Here is a 22453-nt window from a genome sequence, read left to right on the forward strand (position 1 = left end):
TCGTGTGGCCCGTTGGGGTGGCACACGTCAGCGATCAGACGGCGCGCTTGCGCAGCTTCCGGCGCTCGCGCTCGGACAGGCCGCCCCAGATGCCGAACCGCTCGTCGTTCGACAGCGCATACTCCAGGCACTGGGTGCGAACCTCGCAGGAGGTGCAGATCTTCTTCGCGTCGCGCGTCGATCCGCCCTTCTCCGGGAAGAAGGCCTCAGGGTCGGTCTGGGCGCAGAGCGAGTCGGACTGCCACGCCAGTGGGTTGTCGTCGTCGACATTCTGCCGAACACCGGGAACCCCCAGCGTGATCGGATCGACGAACCAGTCGTCGGGTACCCCAGCACGATAGTCATTGGCTGCCATATCGTCACCCGCCTTATTTCTTCCGACCTGCGAACCGCGTGTCTGAAGTAATTACACCGGTGTAACTCTCAGGAGTCAAGTCGCAAATCGTAAACCCTCAACGAATCCTCGAGAGTTGCGACGCGCCGCGGAAAACTCCGCGTCCTCGCTCGCGCCACAACTCCCCAGAGGGGGTTATCCCCGTTGAGGGGTCAATTCCGTTGCGGAGCGCCGCTGCGGCTCGCCGGGCGCGTCGCGGCGGGTCGCACGGAGGCGGATCGTGCTGCATACCACCTCGAGATCGTCGGAGCTCCGAAGTCGCTCAGACTCCGGATGCGGCCCTCCGCCGCGAGTCCCACGCGCTCTGCACCATCTCCTCGAGGGTGTGGCGCATCCGCCAGTCGAGATCACGGGCGGCCCTCTCCCCCGAGGCCACGATTCGGGCGGGGTCGCCGGGCCGGCGCGGTGCGCGCTCCGGCTCGAAGTCGATGCCCGTGACAGTGGCGATCGTGCTCATGATCTCGCCGACCGAGACGCCGTCGCCACTGCCCAGGTTGTAGACGGCCTCGATGGCCTCGCCGGCGTCGAGGCGCTGGGCCGCGACGACGTGGGCCTGCGCGAGGTCGGCGACGTGGATGTAGTCGCGCACGCAGGTGCCATCGGGCGTCGGATAATCGGTGCCGTTGATGCGGGGGGCGCGACCGTCGAGGAGGGCCTCGAAGACCATGGGGAACAGGTTGTGCGGGCTCGAGTCGTAGAGGTCGCTCGCACCCGATCCCACGACGTTGAAGTAGCGGAGGGAGGTGTGCGCCAGGCCCGTCGCGACCTCCTGGTCACGCAGCAGCCACTCGCCGATGAGCTTGGACTCGCCATAGGGCGACTGCGGGTCCTTCGGCGTGTCCTCGGTCACGAGGTCGGTGTCCGGAGTGCCGTAGACGGCCGCGCTCGACGAGAACACGATGCGACCGACGCCGGCATCGGCCATCGCCCCCAGGAGCACGGCAGTCGCCGTGACGTTCTGCTCGTACGTGTGCAGAGGGCGCTGTACCGAGACCCCGGCGTACTTGAAGCCGGCCACGTGCACGACGCCGGAGATGTCGTTCTCGGCGAAGATGCGGGCGAGGAGTTCCCCGTCGAGGATGGTGCCCTCGTATGACGGCACCGAGTCGGAGACGAAGCTCCGGTGACCGCTCGACAGGTCGTCGATCACGACGACGTCGGTGCCGGCATCCGTGAACGCCCGCACCACGTGCGACCCGATGTAGCCCGCTCCACCCGTGACCAACCACGCCATGGGGCGCCTCCCTCGTCTGAGTTCCGGTGCATCCGACCGGGATCCCCAGACTATCGGCGCACGGGCGCCCGAGCGTCGACGGACGTCACTCCCAGCGGGCGTCCCAACTGTCGCCGTGGCCGGCGTGCCGGGTGCGGTCGCGGATCTCGGGTCGGCCGTAGCCGTCGTTGTCGAGACCGAGGATGGTGGCCAGCGCGCCCCAGAACACGAGTGCGACCAGTGCGATGAGAAGAATGATGGACATGGCAGTAAATCTAGGGTTTGCGCGTTACCGCCACGAGTGGCAGAATGGACAGTGTTCGATACATTCCTGCCAATCGAGAGATTCATCATGGCCCTCAAGAAGATCGTCTGCCTCACCATCCCCGGGATGGCGCCGTTCGAATTCGGCGTGATCTGCGAGGTGTTCGGCATCGATCGACGCGAACACGGCGGCCCCACCTTCGACTTCCACATCGTGGCGGCGGAGCCCGGGGCCATCCCCATGAAGATGGGTTTCGACATCGTCGTGCACGAGGATCTCAGCGCTGCAGCCGATGCCGACCTGATCGCCGTGCCCGCCTACCTCGGAGACGGCAGCGCCCACCCCGAGATCGTCAGGGTCCTCCGCGAGGCCGAGGCCCGCGGCGCTTGGGTGATGAGCGTGTGCAGCGGCGCGTTCCTGCTCGGCGAGGCCGGCATCCTCGACGGTCGCAGGTCCACGACGCACTGGATGTACACCGACAGGCTCTCCGCCGAGTATCCGCTGACGGATGTCGACCCCGACGTGCTGTTCGTCGAGGACCGCCGCGTCGTGACCGGGGCGGGAACCGCCGCAGGCATCGACGCCGCCCTGCACATCGTGCGCAAGGAACTCGGCGCATCGGCCGCCAACGTCGTCGCCCGGCGCATGGTCGTGCCACCGCAGCGCGACGGCGGCCAGTCGCAGTTCATCCAGACACCCGTCGTCGAGTGCCGCAGCGACTCCTTCGCCCTCGTGACCGAGTGGATGCTGGAGAACCTCGACCAGGACCTCACCGTCGACCAGCTCGCCCGCAAGTCGCTGATGTCGAGCCGCACCTTCGCCCGCCGCTTCCGCGCCGAGCTGGGCACGACCCCGACTGCCTGGCTGAACCGCCAGCGCCTGCTGCGAGCGCAGCAGCTGCTCGAGGAGAGCGACCTCAGCCTCGAGGAGATCGCCGGCGACTGCGGCTTCGGCGGGGCGGCCGTCATGCGACACCACTTCGTGAAGGTGCTGCAGACCACGCCGACCGCGTACCGGCGCACCTTCGGGGCCCGCCAGCTGGCCTGAGGCATCCGCTCGTCGCGCACGTCGGCCACGGAGCGACACCTGACCCCCGAACGAGTGACACCCGATGCTCACGCGACGGACACGGGGAGGAAACACCGGCTCCCTAGCGTTGAGGCATGGCAGGTCGGGGGCAGCGCACTGACATCCAGGGCATGCGTGCCCTGGCTGTGGGCATCGTCGTGCTGTTCCACTGCGGCGTACCGTGGCTGCCCGGAGGATACGTGGGCGTCGACGTGTTCTTCGTCATCTCGGGGTTCCTCATCACCACCCACCTGCTGAGCTCGCTCACGGGTGCGGGCGGCATCAGCTTCGCGGACTTCTACGCCAGACGCGCACGGCGCATCCTGCCGGCGTCGCTCGTGGTGGTCGCGCTCACGGTTCTCGCGTCCATCCTCTGGGTGCCGCCGCTCATGCTGCGCCAGATGTTCAACGCGGCCATCGCCACGGCGCTCTACGTGCCGAACGTGCTCTTCGCCGTCCAGGGCACCGACTACCTCGCCGAGACGACTCCCTCGGTGTTCCAGCACTACTGGTCGCTCGGCGTGGAGGAGCAGTTCTACCTCGTCTGGCCGGCCGTGCTCGCGCTCGCCTTCCACCTGTGCCGACGTTCGACGCGTGGCCTGTTCGCGGTGATCGCCGTGATCGTGGCCGCCTCGTTCGTCGGCGGCCTGGTCCTGACCTTCACGAACCCGCCCTGGGCGTTCTTCTCGCTGCCGACCCGTGCGTGGGAACTGGGCGCCGGAGGGCTCCTGGCGATGGTGATGCGCACGGATCCGGCCTGGGTGCGCTCTCGGGCGGCTGGCGCGGCGGCCTGGCTCGGCCTCGCGGCCATCGTCGGCGCCTCGCTGCTGTTCGACGAGACCACGCTGTTCCCCGGCTACGCGGCCCTGCTCCCGGTGCTCGGCGCGGTGCTCATGATCGCCGGCGGCGACGTTGGGACGTCCTGGTCACCCGGGCGCGCCATGAGCCTGAAGCCCCTGCAGCTGCTCGGCCTCATCTCCTACTCGGTCTACCTCGTGCACTGGCCGCTCATCGTCATCCCGCAGCAGGCGGCCTCACCGTCGGCACCGCTGCCGCCGGGGGCGCTGCTGGCGCTCGGAGCAGCCAGCGTCCCGCTCGGAGCCCTGCTGTACCGCTTCGTCGAGACCCCGTTCCGCAATCCGCCGGCGCTGGTCGCGGCCAGGCCGCGCCGCAGCCTGCTGCTGGCAGGAGCGGCATCCGTCGTCATCGTGGTGTTCTCGGCCACGGCGGCCCAGGCGATCTCGGCGCAGCGTCTCGACTCGGGAACGGCCGCGCCCGTGATCGCGCCGCGCGCGCACCCCGTCGGCACGGCGTTCGTCGCGTCGAACATCAGGCCGGCTCTGCGCCTCACCTCCGACGACAACCCCTCGATCTACGACGACGGATGCCACCGCGACATCCCGAGCACCGACGCGAGTGCCTGCACCTTCGGCAGCGACCCCGATGCGCCGAGAGTCGTGCTGTTCGGAGATTCCCACGGCGCCCAGTGGTTCCCGGCGCTGCTGCCGCTGGCCGAGACTGGTGCCATCCTGCTCGAGACCGACACCAAGAGCGACTGCCCGTCAGTGCTCGTCGACCCCGAGACGGTCGAGCCCTATCCGCAGTGCGAGAGCTGGCGGAGCGACGTGATCGAGAGACTGAACGCCGCCCCTCCTGCGCTCATCGTGCTCGCCAGCTACTCCGGGCACTATCGACCACCGGCCACCTCGGCCGAGAGCTACGGCGAGCAGTGGCACGCTGCGCTCGAGAAGACCGTTGCAGCACTGCCCGCCGTGCCCGTGGACTGGATCACCGACACCCCGCACCAGGAGTCGACGCCGTCGATCTGCCTGTCTGCTCACCTCGACGATGCCGACGCCTGCGCCGTCGATCGGGACGACGCCATCGACATGGCGCTGCAGGAGCAGGAGCGCACAGTCGACGGCATCGGCTGGATCGACATGAACGACTACGTCTGCGGACCCGAGAAGTGTCCGGCCGTCATCGGCTCCTACCTCGTCTACCGCGACAGGGACCATCTCACGGCCACCTACTCCCGCGCCCTGTCCGAGCTGCTCGCAGCGAAGCTCGACCTGGGGTCTCGCGACGGCGACCGCGACCGCGACCGAGACGGCGACCGCTGACCGAGCTGCTACGCCCCGACCGTCGCCAGGTAGAGCCTGCCGGCTCCGGTCACGGCCAGGGTTCCCTCGTCGGGGGTCACGTAGACGGCGTCACCGCGCGCGATGGTGACGGAGGACCCCGCACCGGCGATCGTGACGGTCCCCGCGGTGCAGAGCGCTATCGCCGCTCCACGGAGGGGAATGGAGGCCGACGTCCCCGCCGAGGCGTCGACGTCGTAGAGCACGAAGTCGGGTACGTCGGGCCTGAACACGCGCACGCCGGCCGAGGGCGTCTCGGGGGCGAGCAGCGGCTCGTCGACAGGGGTGAAGTCGAGCACGTCGAGCAGCTCCTCGACGTCGATGTGCTTGGGCGTGAGGCCGCCGCGCAGCACGTTGTCCGATGCGGCCATCAGCTCGATGCCGAGACCGGAGAGGTAGGCGTGGATGTTTCCGGCCGGAAGGTACAGCGCCTCCCCCGCGCGCAATGTCACGTGGTTCAGCAGCAGCGACAGCACGATGCCGGGGTCGCCCGGGTAGCTGGCCGCCAGAGAGCGCACTGTCGCGTACTCGACCGCGAATCGGCTGGTCTCGGGCGCGGAGCCGGCGATCTGCACGACGCGTTCCACCAGGGCGTCGACGGCGCCGCTCTCCCGGCCGGAACGCAGCAGCCACTCCACGGCGCTCCGTACCGGGTCGGCATCCGAGAGTCGCTCCCAGAACGGGTCGAAGACCGTCGGGTCCGGAGCGTCCGCACGCCCGAGGACGGTGAGCTCCTTGACGATGTCGCGCGCCTCTGCGATCGGCCGGAAGCCGCAGAGGGCGTCGAACGTGGGGCTCACGGCGACGACGAGCTCCGGCTTGTGGAAGGCGTCCTTGTAGTTGCGGTTCGCGGCGTCGAGAGGGATGCCTGCCGCGTTCTCCCGTGCGAACCCGGCCTGAGCCTGTTCCGGCGACGGATGCGCCTGCAGCGACAGCGGTCCCCCGGCGGCGAGCACCTTCAGCAGGAACGGCAGCCTGGCCCCGTGCTCTGCGGCGTTTCCGGCGCCCAGTGCCGTGGCCGCATCCGTCTCGATCCACTCGGCGAGGTCGTCGGCTCCTCCGGTCCTGTCCGGTTCGTCGATGCGGCTGGGTGATCCGGAGTGGGCGCCGAGCCACAGTTCCGCCTCCGGCGCCCCGGATGCCGGAGTTCCGAGCAGGCCCGCGATGGCCGTCGTCGAACCCCAGGCGTAATCGCGCGGGGTGTTGCTGATGGCTACAAACATGCGGCGTCCTTCTCCGTGGCGGTTGCCTCAAAACTACCAACGGGTTTGGACGCTCGGATGCCGGGCGTATCGTGGCCCGAGGATTCCAGACCCCCGTCCCGCGGGGGTCGCCGTATGCACTGGAGCAGACATGACGTTCGACATCCTCGCCAGCGACTTCTACAGCTACGAGAGCCTTCTGAGCCCGCAGGAGCAGGAGGCGCTCGCCGCCATCCGCGCCTACCTCGAGTCCGAGGTGAAGCCCATCGTCGGCGACTACTGGAACCGTGCAGAGTTCCCCATGCAGATCGTGAAGCCCCTGGCTGAGCTGAACACCTTCCGCTTCGGCTGGGCCGAGACGAAGCCGTTCGAGAACTCGGCCGTGTTCCGTGGCTTCGTGGCCCTCGAGCTCGCTCGTATCGACGCATCCGTCGCCACCTTCGTGGGTGTGCAGAACGGCCTCACGACCGGCGCCATCTCGGTCGGCGGCTCGCAGGAGCAGAAGGACGAGTGGATTCCGAAGCTGGCCAGCGGCGAGGTCATCGGCGCCTTCGCCCTCACCGAGCCGCTCTCGGGCAGCGACAGCGCCCAGGGACTGCGCACGACGGCCACTCGCGACGGCGACACCTGGACCATCAACGGATCCAAGCGCTGGATCGGAAATGCCACCTTCTCCGACATCACCGTCGTCTGGGCGAAGGACACGGCCGACGGCCAGGTGAAGGGCTTCATCGTCCCGACGACGACTCCCGGCTACAGCGCCACCAAGATCGAGAACAAGATCAGCCTGCGCTCGGTGCAGAACGCCGACATCACCCTCGAGAACGTGGTCGTTCCCGAGAGCCTGCGCCTGCAGAACGCCAACTCCTTCAAGGACACGGCCAAGGTGCTGCGTCTCACGCGCGCCGAGGTGGCCTGGGCCGCCGTCGGAACCGCCGTCGGCGCCTACGAGGCTGCCGTGAAGTACGCCGGCGAGCGCGTGCAGTTCGGCAAGACCATCGGGTCGCACCAGCTCATCCAGGACCTGCTGGTGAAGTGCCTCGGCAACATCACGGCCTCCATCGGCATGGTCGTTCGGGTGTCGGAGATGCTCGACCGCGGCGAGCAGCGCGACGAGCACTCCGCCCTCGCCAAGGCATACACGACGGCACGGATGCGCGAGACCGTGGCCTGGGCGCGCGAGTCGCTCGGAGGCAACGGCATCGTCGTCGACTACGACGTGGCCCGCTTCTTCGCGGACGCCGAGGCCATCTACTCTTACGAGGGCACCCGCGAGATGAACACCCTCATCGTCGGTCGAGCCATCACGGGCAAGGCCGCGTTCGTCTGAGACCCGGCGCTGACACGCGAACCGTCGGGCAACCAGGAGCTGCCCGACTAATCTTGAGTCCATGACGACCGATACCAGCCGGCTTCCCGTGCCCCTGCTGGCCACCCTCGTCATCTTCACTGCATTCGCCGGGCAGTTCTGGCGCAATCTGCTCGGCTGGTGGGGCTTCGGCATCATCGCCGGAGTCGTGATCGTCCTCAGCGCGGTCGCGCTGATGATGCTGCGTCCATCGCTCGGCTGGCGCGAAGTGCCGAAGAGTGCCCTCGCCTTCGTCGGCCTGTCGACGCTGTCGCTCGCGTGGTCCTTCTACCCGGGGGCGTCAGCCATCGGCGTCGGCATCCAGCTGTTGAGCAGCGTGGCGGCCGTCTTCCTCGGGCTCTGCCTGAGCCTCCAGCAGCTTCTCAAGGCCCTGAGCAACGCGTTCCGCTGGATCCTCGCCCTGTCACTCGTCTTCGAGGCGTGGGTCGCGGTCGTGGTCGGCGGTCCTGTGCTGCCGTTCTTCGTGCACTACGAGGGAAGGATCCCCCAGGCCTTCTACTGGTCGCGCGGTCTCCTGCTCGACGGCGGCCCCATCGAGGGCATCGTCGCCAATCGCAATCTCCTCGGCTTCATCGCGCTGCTCGCTCTCATCGTGTTCGCACTGCAACTCGCCGATCGGACGGTGCGCCGAGGGTGGGGCGTCGCGTGGCTGGTCGTGGCCGGCGCCGTGCTCCTTCTCACCCGGTCGGCCACCGTCGTGCTGGCCGGCGCTCTCGTGGCCGTCGTGCTCGCCTTCGTCCTGTGGACACGGTCTCGTGATCCCGACCGGCGCCGAACCGTCTACGCCGCAGCGGCGGGGCTCGTGGTGGTCGTGACGGCCGGGATCATGACGCTCGGGGGCGCGCTCCTCGGTGTACTCGGAAAGAGCGGCGATCTCACCGGGCGAGCCGACATCTGGGCTGCGGTCACTGGGCTCGCCCAGCAACGCCCGGTGTTCGGCTGGGGCTGGGTCGGGTACTGGATTCCGTGGGTGCCGCCATTCGACGACCTCGCCGTGCGCAAGGGCGTCGTGTACCTGCAGGCGCACAATGCCTGGCTCGACGTCCGGTTCCAGCTCGGCATCCTGGGCCTCGTGCTCTTCGCAGCCCTCGTCGTCTCGACGGTGTGGCGATCCTGGTTCCTCGCCGTCGACCGTCCCCGCCACGGGCTTGATCCTGTGGAGCCGTTCTCGGCGCACACCCTCCTGCCGATCCTCCTTCTGGCCGCCCTGATCGCGCAGTCGCTGGCGGAGAGCCGGATCCTGATCGAGGGGGGCTGGCTCTGCCTCATCGCCATCAGCCTGATGACGAAGAGCAGAGGCATCCATGCCCCGATCACCGTCGCGGCATCCGTCGACCCGAGGCTGCAGCAGTCGGTGCCGCGTGGCTGAGCGAGGGCACGTCGTGCCCGAATGGGCCCGAACCTACCTCGGCTCGGCCTCGTTCGCATCCGCCATCACGACATCGATCTTCCTCGCCGGCTTCGGAACGCACCTCACTCGCGCGCTCATCGGATGGCCTGGACTCCTGGCGATCATCCTCGGGCTCATCGCACTGTGCCTGGTCTCACTCTGGTTCCGCCGCTCCCACCTGGAGTGGCACGGAACCCTGCCGATCTCGGTGATCGTGTTCGTCGGCTGGGCCATCCTGTCGATCTTCTGGAGCAACACGCCCACAGTCTCGGGTCTGCGCCTGGCCTACCTGCTCGCGTTCGGCTTCCTCGGGTTCTACGTGGCCGTGCTGCGCGACACCATCCAGGTCGTGCGGGCCGTCGGCGACGCCTTGCGGGTGCTGCTCGGGCTGTCGATCGGTCTGGAGATCCTGTCCGGCATCCTCATCGACCAGCCGATCGCCTTCCTCGGCATCCAGGGCAATCTGGTCCAGCTCGGGCCGCTGCAGGGCGTCTTCGGCACCCGCAATCAACTCGGGTTCCTCGCCCTCATCGCCCTCATCTCGTTCAGTATCGAGATGGCCACGCGGTCCATCCCACGCGGCATGGCGCGCTTCTCCATCGTGCTCGCGGCCGTGAGCGTGCTGCTGTCGCGATCGCCCGTGATGATCGGCGTGCTGAGCGTCGTCGTCCTGGCCGCGCTCGCGCTGTTCGCCGTGCGGCGGGCGCCGGCCGCATCGCGCTGGGTGTGGCAACTCGTGCTCCTCGCGGGCGTCATCATCGCCGGCGTGGTCGTCTGGCTCGCGCGACTGCGCGTCATCGACCTCCTCAACGCGGGAAGCGAGTTCGAGACGCGGCTGCACCTCTGGCAGGCGATGTCGCAGTATGCCGCCGACAACTCGCTGCAGGGTTGGGGGTGGGTGGGCTCGTGGCCGACGACGCTGCCGTACCTGTGGCTCAACATCACAACGGGCAAGACCAACGCCGCGGGCTTGAACGCCTACATCGACGTGTACTTCCAACTCGGGCTCGTGGGCTTCTTCGCCTTCGTCGCCCTCCTCGGCCTCGCACTGGTGCGATCCTGGATCCTCGCCTCCGACAGACGCAGCGTCGTCTACGTGTGGCCTGCTCTCGTACTCGTCGCCCTCGCCACGGTGTCGTTCGCCGAGAGCAGCGCCCTCACCGAATCGGGCTGGATGCTGCTGATCGTGTGCTCGGTCAAGGCTTCGAGGAGCATGAGCTGGCGTGATGCGCTGGGGCGTCACGACCCGGCGTCGCTTCCGTCCGCGGGCAGCACCTCGCGCCGCGACGGCTGAGGCTCGATGCGTCGGCACCGATCAGTGCCGGCGGCAGCCGTCCCCGGTCAGGCGGCGAGCATCTCCTCGAGCACCTCGGCCGTGTCAGGCCATCCGGTCACGGCGCGGCACTCAACGCCGAGTGCCTTGACCGGGTAGTCGTTGCCGTCCTCGTCGAGCCTGTCGCCGATGAAGAGCATCTCGTCGAGCGGAACGCCTGCCTGCTCGACGAGGCGCCTCATCCCGTATGCCTTGTCGATGCCGCGCCGGGTGATGTCGATCGACGTCGAACCACCGGACCTGACCTCGAGCTCGGGGAGCCTGGCCTGGGCCGCTTCGCGGAGGGCGCTCTTCTTCGCACCGGTGGGGTCCCAGGCGGTCTTGGCATCGACTGGCGCGGCCTGCCCGAGGGCGGAGAACGTGACCTGCGACCCGCGATCCTCGAGGATCGGGCCCCAGGTCTCGGTCTCCCAGTAGCCCAGTTCCCTCGCCACGGCCTCGACGACGGCGAGGGCGGAGTCGCGCTCCTCCGGCGTGAGGTTCTGGGCGTAGATCTGCCGCCAGTCTCCGTCGACGTAGCGATAGTGCTGGGTTCCGCAGGTCGGCATCAGGTACAGGCGGGAGAGCTGCTCGGCCGTCGCTCCGTCGAGCCGCTCGATCACCTGGGCGCGGAACTGGGAGATCTGCCCGCCGGAGATGACGCAGACCTTCGTGCGATCGAGGAGGCGGAGGATGAGGCTCGCCATGCGCGGGTCGAGGGGCGACTTCGACGGGGCGAGGGTGTCATCGAGGTCGAAGGCGATGAGCTGCGGCAGTGAGGTCACAGGTGGTCTCTTTCAATCGTGGAACCCGTGGTCGGGGTGTCGGGAGCTGGACATCGCGGACTGGAGGCACGCACGATCCGAGGAGTGCGGGAGCGGCTTCATCCACGGAACGCCGGCATTCCTTCGCGTCTGCAGCCTACTTCACCGTCTCGGTCCGGCAGAAGGAACGGGCCACCGGTCAGACCGGCTGCACGAGGTCGCGGAGGACGTCTTGTGCCCCGAGGCCGGCTGAAGCGTAGCGGCCGGTTCGCCACTCCCGCAGGACCGGACCGATTCGCGGCAACCGACGGGCGGGCAGAGAACTCCGAGCACGCTCGTGTTCGAGCTTCTGCCGCCCCATCTCGATGACCGCCCCGCTGGCCGGTCCGCTCAGCAGGGGAAGCCTCTCCGCGAGGGCTTCCGCACGGGCAAGCAGGCGGGCGTTCCGTTCGGTGCGCGGGGCCCTCAGGCGCTGAACGCGACCCGAGGCGGTGAGGCTCGAGGCGCCGATCTGGTTGCCGCCGTGAATTCGATAATCGATGAGCGGAGCCTCCAGCAGGTCGACCCCTCCGGACACCGCTGCGATGACCGCGAGCCACTCGTCGTGCACCCAGGACGCCGGGAACGGAGCCGCGCTCGCGACCAGCTCCCGCCGGAGCATGGTTGTCGCCCCGGTGACGATGTTGCGTCGCAACAGCACCTGCAGGGCGCGACCGGCGTGCACGTCGCCTTTCTCGGCATCCGTCACCCCGAGGGTCTGGAACAGAAGCTCGCCCGTCGGCTCGCCATCGCCGTCGACGATGCGTGCGTCGCCGTGTGCCAGGAGCAGGGTCGGTCGGTCATCGAACATGCGGACCATGCGCGACACCCTGTCGGCATGCCAGACGTCGTCCTGGTCGGAGAGCACGAGCAGGTCACCGGAGCACGCGTCGAGGGCGCGTGCGAAGTTCGCGGTGACGCCGAGCCGCGTCGAGCTCTCGAGAACGCGCACGCTCACACCGGGTCCGCGGGGATGCGCGGCGATCGCGGCGATCGCGATCGCCACGGTGTCGTCGGCCGAGCCGTCGTCGGCGATGACGAGCTCATCGACGGGCCGGTCCTGGCTCAGGATGCTCGCGATCTGATCCGCGATGAACTGTGCACCGTTGTAGGTGCACAGCGCGACCGAGATGGTCACGTCGTGGTCATCGGCGCTGGACGGGGATCGAGAGGATGCCGAGGAACATTCCAGCCATCACGGTCTGGAAACCGAGCATCATCAGGAGGGCGGCCGGAACGGCGAGGCGCACCGTGTCGGACACGTCCTGCGGGCCGAACCCCGACGCCGCCCACACGCTGAACTGCACGACACCGATGGCGAGACCCGCCACGAAGAGCAGGACGCCGACGATGGCCCCGGACTCGAGGGTCGCTCGTTCGGCAACAGCCTGGAAGCGCCTGCTGCGCGGGATGAAGAACCCCTCGTGCTGCGCGTACAGCTTGGTCAGCAGTGCGAAGAGGAGTCCTTGGTATCCGACCACGGTGAGAGCCGACAGATAGACCTGGGTCGAGACGTCGAAGCCCACCGGGCCGATCTCGATGGGGCCGAAGGCCAGCGCGATGCTGCCGACGAGTCCCACCAGGAATCCGACGACTCCGGGATAGAGGAAGAGCCAGCGCGGGCTGAACAGGAGCAGGAAGCGGAGGTGCCGCCATCCGTCGCGCCAGCTGCGGAGGTGCGGCGGGCGTGAGCGGCCGTCCTTCTTCAGCGTCGTCGGCACCTCGCTGATCTTCAGGCCGAGCAGGGTGGACTTGACGACGACCTCGGAGGCGAACTCCATCCCCGTCGTGATGAGACCGATCTCGAGGATCGAGTCCCGACGGAAGCCACGCAGGCCGCAGTGGAAGTCACGGATCTCCGAGGGGAAGAACAGTCGGCCGATGAAGGACAGCACAGGGTTGCCGAGGTACTTGTGCAGGGGCGGCATGGCGCCGGGCTCGATGCCACCCCGGAACCTGTTGCCCATGACCAGGTCGTCACCGGCGCGCAGTCGCTCGACGAACGGGTCGAGGTTGGAGAAGTCGTAGCTGTCGTCCGCGTCGCCCATGATGACGTAGATCCCGCGGGCGGCCTGGATGCCGCCCATCAGAGCACTGCCGTAGCCCTTCGCCTCGACATCCACCACACGGGCGCCGAGATCGAGGGCGATCTTCTGCGATCCGTCGGTGCTGCCGTTGTCGGCGATCACGATCTCTCCGGCGACGCCCGAGCGCTCGAGGTATCCGAGGGCCTTCCGGATGCAGGTCGCCAGCGTCTCAGCCTCGTTGAGGCAGGGCATGACGATGGACAGTTCGATCTCTGGAGCGAGCGACATGGATTCCTTCATGGGGCGGGCAGACGGTCCAGTCTAATCCGGACGGCTCCCGCCGACGGCGACGGGCATGGCCCGCGGGATCGGGACGGATGCGGCGACGGCGATCACGGCGACGACGGCACAGCCGACGAGCACCCCGACGCTTGCGGCGAGCGCACCGCCGATCGACGGCGCTGTCGCCGTCATGACGATCAGTCCGGTGACGAGACCGGCGACGGCCGCCCACGTGGAGCGCACCGTCCGCCCGGAGGTGATGAGGAACGAGCTCGCGATCAGGCCGACGGAGAACAGGAACACGCCCGCGATGAGGATCTCGACGAGCCCGACAGCCTCGGTGTAGCCGGGGCCGTAGAGGAACGGGACGAGCCATGGCGCGATGAGCGCGACGGCCCCGAACGCCACGGCGAGCATCGCCGTCATCACCGCGAGCACCACCAGGTACCGGCGGCGCGCGTCGACGACGTCGACGTGAAGCCAGGTGGCGAACCGCGGGATGAGCACCTGGCTCACCGCCTGGGCGAGCATCGAGGCCGGTGTCGCCAGGGCGATGGCGGCTGCGTACTGCCCGGCATCCGATGCATCGGACGTGATGAAGGCGAACACCATCGAGAACTGGATGAGGCCGTTCGTCGCGATGAGTCCCGCCGAGTTCCACCCGATGAGGTGCCACATCTCGGTGGGGCGCGTGACGGCGTCCTCCGGGTCGTCTGCGCGAACCAGGCGGGTCGAGCGCCAGGCGGCGACGGTGAACGACAGGTAGCCGATGGCGAGCGGGGCGAGGATGAGCGGCGACACTCCTCCGGCGATCACGAGAGCGAGCAGCGCCAGCGTGATGACGGCGCTGACGGCATCCCAGATCGCTGCGCCCCCGACCTGGCCGAGCCCCATGCGGATGCCGCGCGTGAAGATGTAGCCCGACCACCCGACCACGAGGAACGCGAACACCGTCGCCTCGATGGCGTCAGCGCCGACGACCAGGACGGCGATGGGCACTGACACCAGCACGAGGACGCCGGCCGAGACGAAGAACGATCTCCACAGCAGGCTCAGGACGCGTTGCGGGCGCACCCCGTTGGCGATGACACGAGCCAGGAACGTCCCGGCGGCATTGCCGGCCGCCGTCGGCCAGAACAGTGACGCGATGATCGAGAGCGAGAGCAACGTGTTGACGACGGCGAGCTGCTCCGGCCCGAAGAAGCGCGCCACCAGCACCGTGTAGATGAAGCGGGCGACGCCCTGCACGAGCACCCCCACCGTGGACAGGATCGACGCACGGATGAGGGAGGATTGAGGCACCCGGAAATGTTATCCCGCCGCGCAGCACCGAATCGGCTGTCGATCACCTCGAGAGGACTCGCCCACACGATGACCCTCGACATCATGCTCCCCTTCTACGGCCGGGTCGACCACTTCCGCGACGCCGTCACCAGCGTGCTCGGGCAGACGGACCCCGACTGGCGGCTCGTGATCATCGACGATCACTATCCGGACGAGGCGGCCGCGCGGTGGGTGACCGGGATCGGCGACGCTCGCATCGAGTATCGCCGTCACGCTGAGAATCACGGCATCAACCGCACCTTCCAGGAGTGCGTCGACGACTCCCGGGCCGAGTGGTTCACGATCTTCGGATGCGACGACGTGATGCGGCCGGAGTACGTCGCCACGATCGCGCGCCTCGCATCCGCGAACCCCGGAGCGTCGATGATCCATCCGGGCGTCGGGATCATCGACGAGGACGGCCGCCCCGCCCGCACGCTGGTCGACGCCGCGAAGGCCTTCTACCGACCGAGCGGCCCCGAGACGGTGACCCTCACGGGCGAGGCCCTCGCAGTGAGCGTCGTCCGCGGCAACTGGATGAACTTCCCCGCGGTCGCCTGGCGTGGGGATGTCGTTCGCCCGATCGGCTTCCGGCCCGGCTACCAGGTGGTGCAGGACCTGGCACTGGTGGTCGACATCGCCGAGCAGGGCGGGAGTCTCGTCGTCGACCACCAGGTCGTCTTCGACTACCGCAGGCATGCCGGGAGCGTCTCATCGTGGCGCGCCGTCGACGGGAGCCGCTTCGTGGAGGAGCAGGGCTACTTCCGCGCCTCCGCCGCACGCTTCGATGAGCGCGGATGGAGAAGGGCCGCGCGGGCGGCGCGGCTGCACCTGTCCAGTCGCATCAACGCGGCGACGCAGCTGCCGGGTGCGCTGGCCCACCGCGATCTCGCCGGGGCCGGGATCCTGGCGCGCCACAGCGTCGGCATCCGTTCGTCGGGCACCCCCTAGACGGGGCCGGGAAGTAGCCACTCCGCACATTCTCCCCCACTGGGGCCTCCTGCCACGTACCGTGGACAGTGGATGATCGTGGAAGGACTCCCTCTTGACGTTGCTACGCCCCCGTGCCCTCGTGGTCCTCTCGCTGTGCACGACCTTGGTCGCGTCACTCCTCGTCGGACTCAGCCTCACCCGGAGCGCCGAACCGGCTGAAGCGGTCACGGGCTCGCAGTTCAATGCCGGCAACATCATCAGCGACGCCGTCTTCTACAATTCGTCGGCGATGACCGAGGCTCAGGTCCAGTCGTTCCTCAATGCCCGGGTGCCCACCTGCCGCACCGGTTACACCTGCTTGAAGAGCTACACCCAGAACACCACGTCGCAGTCCGCGAAGGTCGAGGGCTGTTCCGCATACACCGGACGCGCGAACCAGTCCGCGGCCTCGATCATCTACTCAGTGGCTGTCGCCTGCGGCATCAACCCGCAGAGCCTCATCGTGCTGCTCGAGAAGGAGCAGGGTCTGGTCTCGGACACCTGGCCGACCAGCGGCATCTACCGCAAGGCCATGGGCTACGGATGCCCCGACACCGCGGATTGTGACGCCAACTTCTACGGTTTCTTCAATCAGGTCTACAACGCGGCCTGGCAGTTCAAGAAGTACCGCTACAACCCGTCGATCCGCGGCTATCAGGCGGGGCGAAACAACGTCATCCAGTGGAGTCCGAATGCCGCCTGCGGCTCCTCGACCGTCTACATCGAGAACCAGGCGACGGCTGGGCTCTACATCTACACGCCTTATCGCCCGAACGCCGCCGCCCTCAACAACCTCTACGGCACCGGCGACGGCTGCTCGGCATACGGCAACCGCAATTTCTGGCGGATCTTCAACGACTGGTTCGGTTCGACCCAGTACGGGAACAACCTGGTGCGCACCGCTTCGTCGGCGACCGTCTACCTGGTCGTGGGCACCGTCCGCCACGCCATCAACGACTACAACCTGTTCACGAGCCTCTCTCCCCTGGGCCCCGTCGCCATCGTCTCGCAGAGCTACATCGACAGCCTCCAGGCCGGACCCGCGATGAGCCGACTGATCGGCGATTCCGGCGGGAAGCTCTACTTCGCAGATGCGGGGAAGAAGTATCACTTCGACACCTGTGCTCGGGTGGCCGACTTCGGGCTGAGCTGCCCGTCGTATGTCACGCTGACGGCGTCGCAGATCGCGAAGCTCGCGAACGGTGGGGACATCACGAGCAACGTGCTCAGCACGACGGGCAAGTGGTACCGGATCTCCGGCGGAAAACGCGCAGAGGCGATCGATTCCACGGCACTCAGCCTGGCCGGCATGAGCGGCGGGCCGACACGGCTGAGCTCTCCGGCGATCTCCGCATTCCCGTACGCCGCGCCGGTCATGCGCGAGAACGTGTACGTGCAGCGCGGGACGACCTCGAGCTATGCACTCTGGTACTCCGGGGCCGGCGCCCCGGTCAGCGCTGCCATGCACACGAGCACGGCGCTGGGAGCACGGCTGGGCATCAAGTCGCTCGATCCGGGCAGCTTCGACATGATGAAGAAGACGACCGCCATGACAGGGCTGGTCCAGGATGCCGCCGGAAAGACCTACCTGCTCACCCCGTCGGGCCGTATCGGCACCAAATCGGGCGTCAAGCTGGGCCTCACCGCCCAGGTGCTCCCGCCTGCAGTCCTCTCCAAGCTGCCCGTCTCGGCAGGAGTCGTCAACGACCCTGCAGTACTGCGGAGCCCCGCCGCGACCCAGGCCTACCTGGTCGGCGGCTCGACCAAGCGCGCCATCCCCTCGCGGACCGACCTCGAGGCCTTCCAGGGCTCGCTCGCGAACCCGACGATCATCATCGTGGCCACGCCGATCATCGATTCCCTCACAGCGGGACCGGCGGCCATCAAGCCGGGATCCCTCGTGAAGAGTCCTGATTCCGATCGTGTGAGTCTCGTGGATGGCACCACCCTGCGGCCGGTCGGGTCACCCAAGCTGCTGCAGGCCCTGACTTCGCAGCCCGTCCGCGTACTGACGTCCGCCCAGGTCGGGTCTCTGACTGTCGGCGCGTCCATGACGAATGTGCTCGTCTGTCCCGCCGGGACGTACCTGTCCGCGGCCGGCGTGCTGCATCCGCTGTCCACGACGATGTCGGCCGAGTACGGCATCCGCGCGACCTCGACGGTCGGAGCCCCGACCTGCGCGAACCTCAAGCGCTCGAGCATCGCGGTCGACCGCTTCGTGCGTGACGCGAACGGTCTGGTCTTCCGCGTCGCCGCGGGCACCAAGCGGCACATCGTGTCCTCCTCGATCTACACGGCTGTCGGAGGCTCGAACGCGAACACGATCCTGGGTGACGACCTCCTCGTCGGATCCTTGACGACGGCCCCTCCGATCGTCTCGGCGAACCTCGCCGTCGTCCCGGCGTTCCTTCGGATAGGTTCCGCGCCGGCCGTCTACCTCATCGAAGGGTCGTCCGTGCGAGTACTGCGCACCTGGGCCGACTACCTCGCTGCCGCGGCGACGAAGGCGGATCCCACCATCTACAGCGTTGCTGCGGCGACAGTCTCCGGATTCACCACGGGCCCCGACTACGTGCGCGCCGGCAGCGTCATCCGCACGGCCGCCGGACCGGAGATCTCGATGGTCGATGGCACCAAGCAGCGGCTGTACATCGATCGTATGGATGTCCCGAGAGCGCTCGGAGCTCCTGTGACGACGATCGTCAGTCCGTCCACCCCGGCGGCGTACCCAAGGGGTGCGACGCTCACCACGATGCTCCAGTGCGGTGCGAATCGCATGATCGGCCTCGGAGGAGTCCTCTACCCCGTGACGGACACCGTGAACTTCCCCGGTCCATATCTCGCGGTCGATCCCACCACCTGCGCCAGCCTCCCGGCGGCGACGAAACCGCTGAGCCGGTTCCTGCGATCGGATGCAGGAGTCGACTATCAGATCGACAAGGGGACGAAGCGCCGGATCCTGACGGCTGCGACGTTCACCGCCCTCGGCGGGACGAGCACCAACAGGATCGCCGCATCGGATTACAGCCTGTCGCTCTTCCCGAACGGAGCCGACCTCCCCTGAGCCGAGCTTCCGCCCGGCGAACCGTTCGCAGCGGCGCGGGCGTCCGCCTGCCCGCACCTCCGATCAGCGCGCCGGCACGACCTGCCAGATCGTGAGGCTGTCGCCCCCGGCGATGGGCCGATCGCTCTCTTCCTCGAGGCAGGGCGAATCGAGGTGGACTGAGTCGTCGGACAGCACGAAGTCGACGTTCTCCTGCGCGAAGTTCGAGCATGCGTCGAAGGTGCTCAGGATCTGGTCGGGCGCGGGGTTGGACACGACCGGCTCGCCGATACCGGGGGTCCAGCCGACGCCCGCCAGCCTGTTCCACTGGAACTCGAACTGCCCGGACGGATCGACCGAGTCCCACATCTCGCGTGACGGCGCGCCCTGGAACCCGTTGTAGGCCTCGACTCCCGATTCGAGGAGCATGGCTGTCGTGAGGCGACCTCCGATGCCCACCCAGGTCGTGTCGGAGTCCGCATCCAGCTTCATGATGGCCTGAGCTGTCGGTGTCTCACGCAGGTCGAGGACTCCGCGGTAGATCGGGTTCACTGTCACCGAGCCGAACAGCGACATGGCCACGAACACCGCGACCCCGGCCGCGGGCCGAGCTCGGGCGATGAGGTAGATGGCCACCGCTCCGCCGAGCGCGAGCAGCCACCAGGCCCCCGCGAGCGCGAGAGCCGGAGGCGATGCCGCGTACACGGCCGCCGCAATCCCCAGCTGCGACAACAGGAACAGGGCGGCCGTCCCGGCGGAGAACACCCGCCCTGGCCGGAACTCGGTGCTCAACTCCTTGACGATGAAGACGACCATGACGATCGAGGCCAGTCCCACCCCGATGCGCACGCGGTTCGGAGTCGTGCGGTCGAGCAGCAGCAGGTGGGCGATCGCGTCCCAGCCGGGCACGAAGAGGAAGGCGAGGAAGACGACGATCGCCGCTGTCAGCGCGATGAGCTCCCATGGCAGTCGCCGCCGAGCACGCGCCGCCCGCACGATGAGCCAGCCGACGACGGGGATGAGGAAGGCTCCGACGAAGAAGAAGGTCGATGCCTCGGATGAGTTGAGGCCGAGGAAGCCGCCCGTCTTGAGCGCCCGGGTGAATGACGAACCGACGGCTGACGCCAGTGCGCCGAGATCGCTCGCCCCCGTCGACTGCAGTCGTTCCCCGGGGTATGCCGTGTTGAGGAAGGCGGCGACGGTCTGCTGCTTCGAATACAGCCAGATGCCGACGATGGCGGAGCCGACGAGGCCGGCCCCGATCACCAGCGTCGCACGGGCGAGGATGAAGCGCACGGGCATCCTCTCGCGCAGGACGCTGATGACCATGCCGATCGCGAAGAAGACGACGACGATTGCGACGGGAACGATGAACGGAACGTAGATTCCCATGGCCATCACAACGGTGAGATAGGCCACGACCGCCGCCCAGGCCACCGGCCCGCCCCAGCTCCTCGAGCGCAGAGCCCACCACACCGCCGTCATGGTGGCGAGACCCCACACCACCGGCCAGAACGTGGTCTGCAGGAACCACCACTGGAAGAACGGACTGAAGTAGAACCCCACAGCCAGTCCGGCGGCCAGGATCGGCCGCCGTGGGAGCACGGTCACGACGAAGCAGTAGACGGCGGCTATCAGGGCCAGCGCCGGGAGCCACCATTTGAGTGTGAGCGCGTGGTCGACGTCGAGGAAGAGGAACCCGAGGAGGTGAGGCCTGAAGGCCACGGACCAGTCAGCACGCGGAAGGTCCTGCGGCAGGGTGGCGTCCATGCCGCCGGGGAACGTCTCGTTGACGACCGGCAGACCCTGCTGGGCCTGACTGATCGCCCAGACGGTCTGCACGTTCCACTCGTCGGTGCGGATCATCTCGGGCTGGCCTGCGATGAGGTCGGGGTCGGCTCCATCGTGGAGTGAACCGTAGAACGCCCCCGAGGACGACCCGTTGATCGTCAGGGCTACGAGGATCGTCCCCGCGATCAGGAGGAGTGCTGGAACGACGAGGAGCACGCGCAGGCTGGGGAGCCCGTCAGCCCGGGGTGCCACCCAGCCGTCGTACCGGCGTCGAACCGCCCGGACACGATCTCCTCGTGTTGCTCGGGCGCGCGGATGCTGGTCGCTCATGCACTCGTTCTCTCTGCGTCCTCGGACGCGCGTCGTCGGGTGCGGCCTGATGTGCACCCGATGGGATTATTCCGCAGACCGCTTGCGAACCCGCTGAGCGACCTTGCCGTAGACGGCCCTCACCCCGCCGGCTCGGAGGTAGTGGATCGTGCGCCCCACGTCGCGACGCCACCCGGCCCTGATGACGCGCGGACCGACGACACCGTGCGCGCCCCGGTGATGCCGGTTCGGGGGCAGCCTGTCGGCCGCGTGTGAGGGTGCGCGGCAGAACTCGACGAGAGGCCGGAGCGTCCGGCTCCAACGGAAGTCCTCCCGTATCCTGCCGACATTGGCCACGATGTCCGCGCGCAGCACGTCGTCGTACAGCACGTCCTCGAGGGCAGCGGCCAGGCCGGCCTCATCGCGCTCCTGGACGACACGGCCGAGACCGTTCGCCGAGACGAGAGACGCGAACGAGTCGCCGTCGGTACTGACGATGGGCAGTCCGGCCCACAGGTAGTCGAGGATGCGTGTGCGGAAGGAGAAGGTGGTCTCGATGTGCTGGAAGTGCGTCGACACCCCGAGGTCGGCATCGAGGAGGTAGTTCTGGCGGTCGTCGAAGTCGACCCAGGACTCGTTGAAGAACACGTTGCGCCCGGTCAGCCCGAGTTCGTCGGCCAGGCGGCGGCACCTGGCCACGATGTCCATCTCGGGCACGTCGGGGTTGGGGTGCTTGACCCCCATGAAGAACAGCCGCAGATCAGGCCTCGAGTCGGCGAGGAGCCCGACGGCACGGATGAGCGTCTCGGGGTCGAACCAGTTGTAGATGCCTCCGGCCCAGATGATCACCGTGTCATTCACGCCGATCCCTGGGACGACGCCTTTGATCGCGGGGCGGGTGCGCTCAGGCTCGACGGCGGCGATACCGAACGGCGCGATGCCGATGAGGCGATCGAGGTCATTGTCCTGCTGGTAGGTGTACGGGTTGACGCGCCCGACTCCAGCGAGCTGTCCGAGCCAGAAATTGCGCTGCAGCTCGCTGGCGCAGAGGAAGTAGTCGCCCAGCTGGAGTTGGTGGTTGAGCGAGGCGGTCGCATCCCTCACCTGATCGACCCATTGCTGCGTGGGGAGCTCACGTCCCTGCTCGAGCTGCTCCAGGTGGAGCGGATCGTAGATGTCGACGACCAGCACCTTCTCCGTGCGCTCGAGCGCCGGGAACAGGGCGAGAGCGTGACCCTGCAGGATGATGACGTCGGCCCAGGCCTCGTGCTCGTTGATCGACGACGGTCGATGGTGCGAGATCTCCAGGATCTCGAAGTTCGGGTGCTGGATGGAGACGCGGTTCATGCTCAGCAGGCGGACTTCGTGCTCCTCAGCCAGTTCCCGCGCGATGTGCCAGGCCCTGATCGCCGGACCCGCCATCTTCTCCCCGACGGGATCCCCGGTGATGACGACCACTCGAGAACGGCTCGGCGTGACGGTGCTCACTGGTTGTCTCCTGTCGTGGGGTGGCGGAGCGATCCCGCACCCTGGGGGTGGTGGTGCTGCA

Annotated in this window: 17 protein-coding genes; 7 read left to right on the plus strand and 10 right to left on the minus strand. The window is 68.0% G+C overall.

Going from position 1 to position 22453, the window contains the following annotated elements:
* Positions 1-34: 34 nt before the first annotated feature.
* The 3 genes from AADV74_RS08265 to AADV74_RS08275 all read right to left on the minus strand — a co-directional run bounded on the left by AADV74_RS08265 (position 35) and on the right by AADV74_RS08275 (position 1872).
* On the minus strand, positions 35-355 hold the full coding sequence (locus AADV74_RS08265) for a WhiB family transcriptional regulator (RefSeq protein ID WP_082510074.1): 321 nt from the start codon (positions 353-355) through the stop codon (positions 35-37).
* Positions 356-656: 301 nt separating this feature from the next.
* Positions 657-1628, minus strand: a complete 972-nt coding sequence (gene galE / locus AADV74_RS08270) for a UDP-glucose 4-epimerase GalE (protein ID WP_342112973.1) — start codon at positions 1626-1628, stop codon at positions 657-659.
* A gap of 85 nt (positions 1629-1713) precedes the next feature.
* Positions 1714-1872 (minus strand): hypothetical protein, encoded by a 159-nt coding sequence (locus tag AADV74_RS08275; RefSeq protein WP_167756905.1) that lies wholly within the window; start codon positions 1870-1872, stop codon positions 1714-1716.
* A gap of 87 nt (positions 1873-1959) precedes the next feature.
* On the opposite strand from AADV74_RS08275, the gene AADV74_RS08280 reads away from it, so the two are divergent.
* Positions 1960-2919, plus strand: a complete 960-nt coding sequence (locus tag AADV74_RS08280) for a GlxA family transcriptional regulator (protein WP_342112974.1) — start codon at positions 1960-1962, stop codon at positions 2917-2919.
* Positions 2920-3035: 116 nt separating this feature from the next.
* Positions 3036-5063: an acyltransferase family protein gene (locus AADV74_RS08285; protein ID WP_342112975.1), complete on the plus strand. Its 2028-nt coding sequence runs from the start codon at positions 3036-3038 to the stop codon at positions 5061-5063.
* Between the two features lie 8 nt (positions 5064-5071).
* Here AADV74_RS08285 and manA read toward each other — a convergent pair whose 3' ends face one another.
* Entirely contained in the window at positions 5072-6304 is a 1233-nt protein-coding gene (gene manA / locus AADV74_RS08290; RefSeq protein ID WP_342112976.1) for a mannose-6-phosphate isomerase, class I, read from the minus strand.
* 130 nt (positions 6305-6434) lie between these two features.
* On the opposite strand from manA, the gene AADV74_RS08295 reads away from it, so the two are divergent.
* From AADV74_RS08295 to AADV74_RS08305, 3 genes are all read left to right on the plus strand, one after another.
* Complete coding sequence (locus tag AADV74_RS08295; RefSeq protein WP_342112977.1) at positions 6435-7613, plus strand: acyl-CoA dehydrogenase family protein; 1179 nt, start codon at positions 6435-6437, stop codon at positions 7611-7613.
* Between the two features lie 61 nt (positions 7614-7674).
* Positions 7675-9021 (plus strand): O-antigen ligase family protein, encoded by a 1347-nt coding sequence (locus AADV74_RS08300; protein WP_342112978.1) that lies wholly within the window; start codon positions 7675-7677, stop codon positions 9019-9021.
* Between the two features lie 13 nt (positions 9022-9034).
* Positions 9035-10336, plus strand: coding sequence for an O-antigen ligase family protein (locus AADV74_RS08305; RefSeq protein WP_342112979.1), 1302 nt, complete (start codon positions 9035-9037; stop codon positions 10334-10336).
* A gap of 47 nt (positions 10337-10383) precedes the next feature.
* On the opposite strand, the gene AADV74_RS08310 is transcribed toward AADV74_RS08305, so the two are convergent.
* The 4 genes from AADV74_RS08310 to AADV74_RS08325 all read right to left on the minus strand — a co-directional run bounded on the left by AADV74_RS08310 (position 10384) and on the right by AADV74_RS08325 (position 14768).
* Positions 10384-11139, minus strand: coding sequence for an HAD-IIB family hydrolase (locus tag AADV74_RS08310; protein WP_342112980.1), 756 nt, complete (start codon positions 11137-11139; stop codon positions 10384-10386).
* A 178-nt stretch (positions 11140-11317) separates the two neighbouring features.
* Positions 11318-12295, minus strand: coding sequence for a glycosyltransferase family 2 protein (locus AADV74_RS08315; RefSeq protein ID WP_342112981.1), 978 nt, complete (start codon positions 12293-12295; stop codon positions 11318-11320).
* 7 nt (positions 12296-12302) lie between these two features.
* A complete protein-coding gene (locus AADV74_RS08320; RefSeq protein WP_342112982.1) occupies positions 12303-13472 on the minus strand; it encodes a glycosyltransferase family 2 protein in 1170 nt (389 codons plus the stop codon).
* Positions 13473-13505: 33 nt separating this feature from the next.
* Entirely contained in the window at positions 13506-14768 is a 1263-nt protein-coding gene (locus AADV74_RS08325) for a lipopolysaccharide biosynthesis protein (RefSeq protein WP_342112983.1), read from the minus strand.
* 69 nt (positions 14769-14837) lie between these two features.
* On the opposite strand from AADV74_RS08325, the gene AADV74_RS08330 reads away from it, so the two are divergent.
* Together AADV74_RS08330 and AADV74_RS08335 are read left to right on the plus strand one after the other, a co-directional pair.
* Positions 14838-15740: a glycosyltransferase family 2 protein gene (locus AADV74_RS08330; protein WP_342112984.1), complete on the plus strand. Its 903-nt coding sequence runs from the start codon at positions 14838-14840 to the stop codon at positions 15738-15740.
* A gap of 94 nt (positions 15741-15834) precedes the next feature.
* Positions 15835-18825, plus strand: coding sequence for a hypothetical protein (locus tag AADV74_RS08335; protein ID WP_342112985.1), 2991 nt, complete (start codon positions 15835-15837; stop codon positions 18823-18825).
* 63 nt (positions 18826-18888) lie between these two features.
* Here the strand turns inward: AADV74_RS08335 and AADV74_RS08340 are convergent, their stop codons facing one another.
* Together AADV74_RS08340 and AADV74_RS08345 are read right to left on the minus strand one after the other, a co-directional pair.
* Positions 18889-20847, minus strand: coding sequence for a DUF7657 domain-containing protein (locus tag AADV74_RS08340; protein ID WP_342112986.1), 1959 nt, complete (start codon positions 20845-20847; stop codon positions 18889-18891).
* Positions 20848-20991: 144 nt separating this feature from the next.
* Entirely contained in the window at positions 20992-22392 is a 1401-nt protein-coding gene (locus AADV74_RS08345; RefSeq protein WP_342112987.1) for a glycosyltransferase family 4 protein, read from the minus strand.
* Between the last annotated feature and the right edge of the window lie 61 nt (positions 22393-22453).

It is taken from the genome of Leifsonia stereocauli (assembly GCF_038432415.1).
Lineage (GTDB): Bacteria > Actinomycetota > Actinomycetes > Actinomycetales > Microbacteriaceae > Orlajensenia > Orlajensenia stereocauli.

What these genes read in the sequence shown, in the direction of transcription:
- AADV74_RS08280 (WP_342112974.1), top strand. Translation starts at nt 1,960, where the DNA reads ATGGCCCTCAAGAAGATCGTCTGCCTCACCATCCCCGGGATGGCGCCG.
- manA (WP_342112976.1), bottom strand. Translation starts at nt 6,304, where the DNA reads ATGTTTGTAGCCATCAGCAACACCCCGCGCGATTACGCCTGGGGTTCG.
- AADV74_RS08320 (WP_342112982.1), bottom strand. Translation starts at nt 13,472, where the DNA reads ATGTCGCTCGCTCCAGAGATCGAACTGTCCATCGTCATGCCCTGCCTC.
- AADV74_RS08265 (WP_082510074.1), bottom strand. Translation starts at nt 355, where the DNA reads ATGGCAGCCAATGACTATCGTGCTGGGGTACCCGACGACTGGTTCGTC.
- galE (WP_342112973.1), bottom strand. Translation starts at nt 1,628, where the DNA reads ATGGCGTGGTTGGTCACGGGTGGAGCGGGCTACATCGGGTCGCACGTG.
- AADV74_RS08275 (WP_167756905.1), bottom strand. Translation starts at nt 1,872, where the DNA reads ATGTCCATCATTCTTCTCATCGCACTGGTCGCACTCGTGTTCTGGGGC.
- AADV74_RS08300 (WP_342112978.1), top strand. Translation starts at nt 7,675, where the DNA reads ATGACGACCGATACCAGCCGGCTTCCCGTGCCCCTGCTGGCCACCCTC.
- AADV74_RS08295 (WP_342112977.1), top strand. Translation starts at nt 6,435, where the DNA reads ATGACGTTCGACATCCTCGCCAGCGACTTCTACAGCTACGAGAGCCTT.
- AADV74_RS08330 (WP_342112984.1), top strand. Translation starts at nt 14,838, where the DNA reads ATGACCCTCGACATCATGCTCCCCTTCTACGGCCGGGTCGACCACTTC.
- AADV74_RS08285 (WP_342112975.1), top strand. Translation starts at nt 3,036, where the DNA reads ATGGCAGGTCGGGGGCAGCGCACTGACATCCAGGGCATGCGTGCCCTG.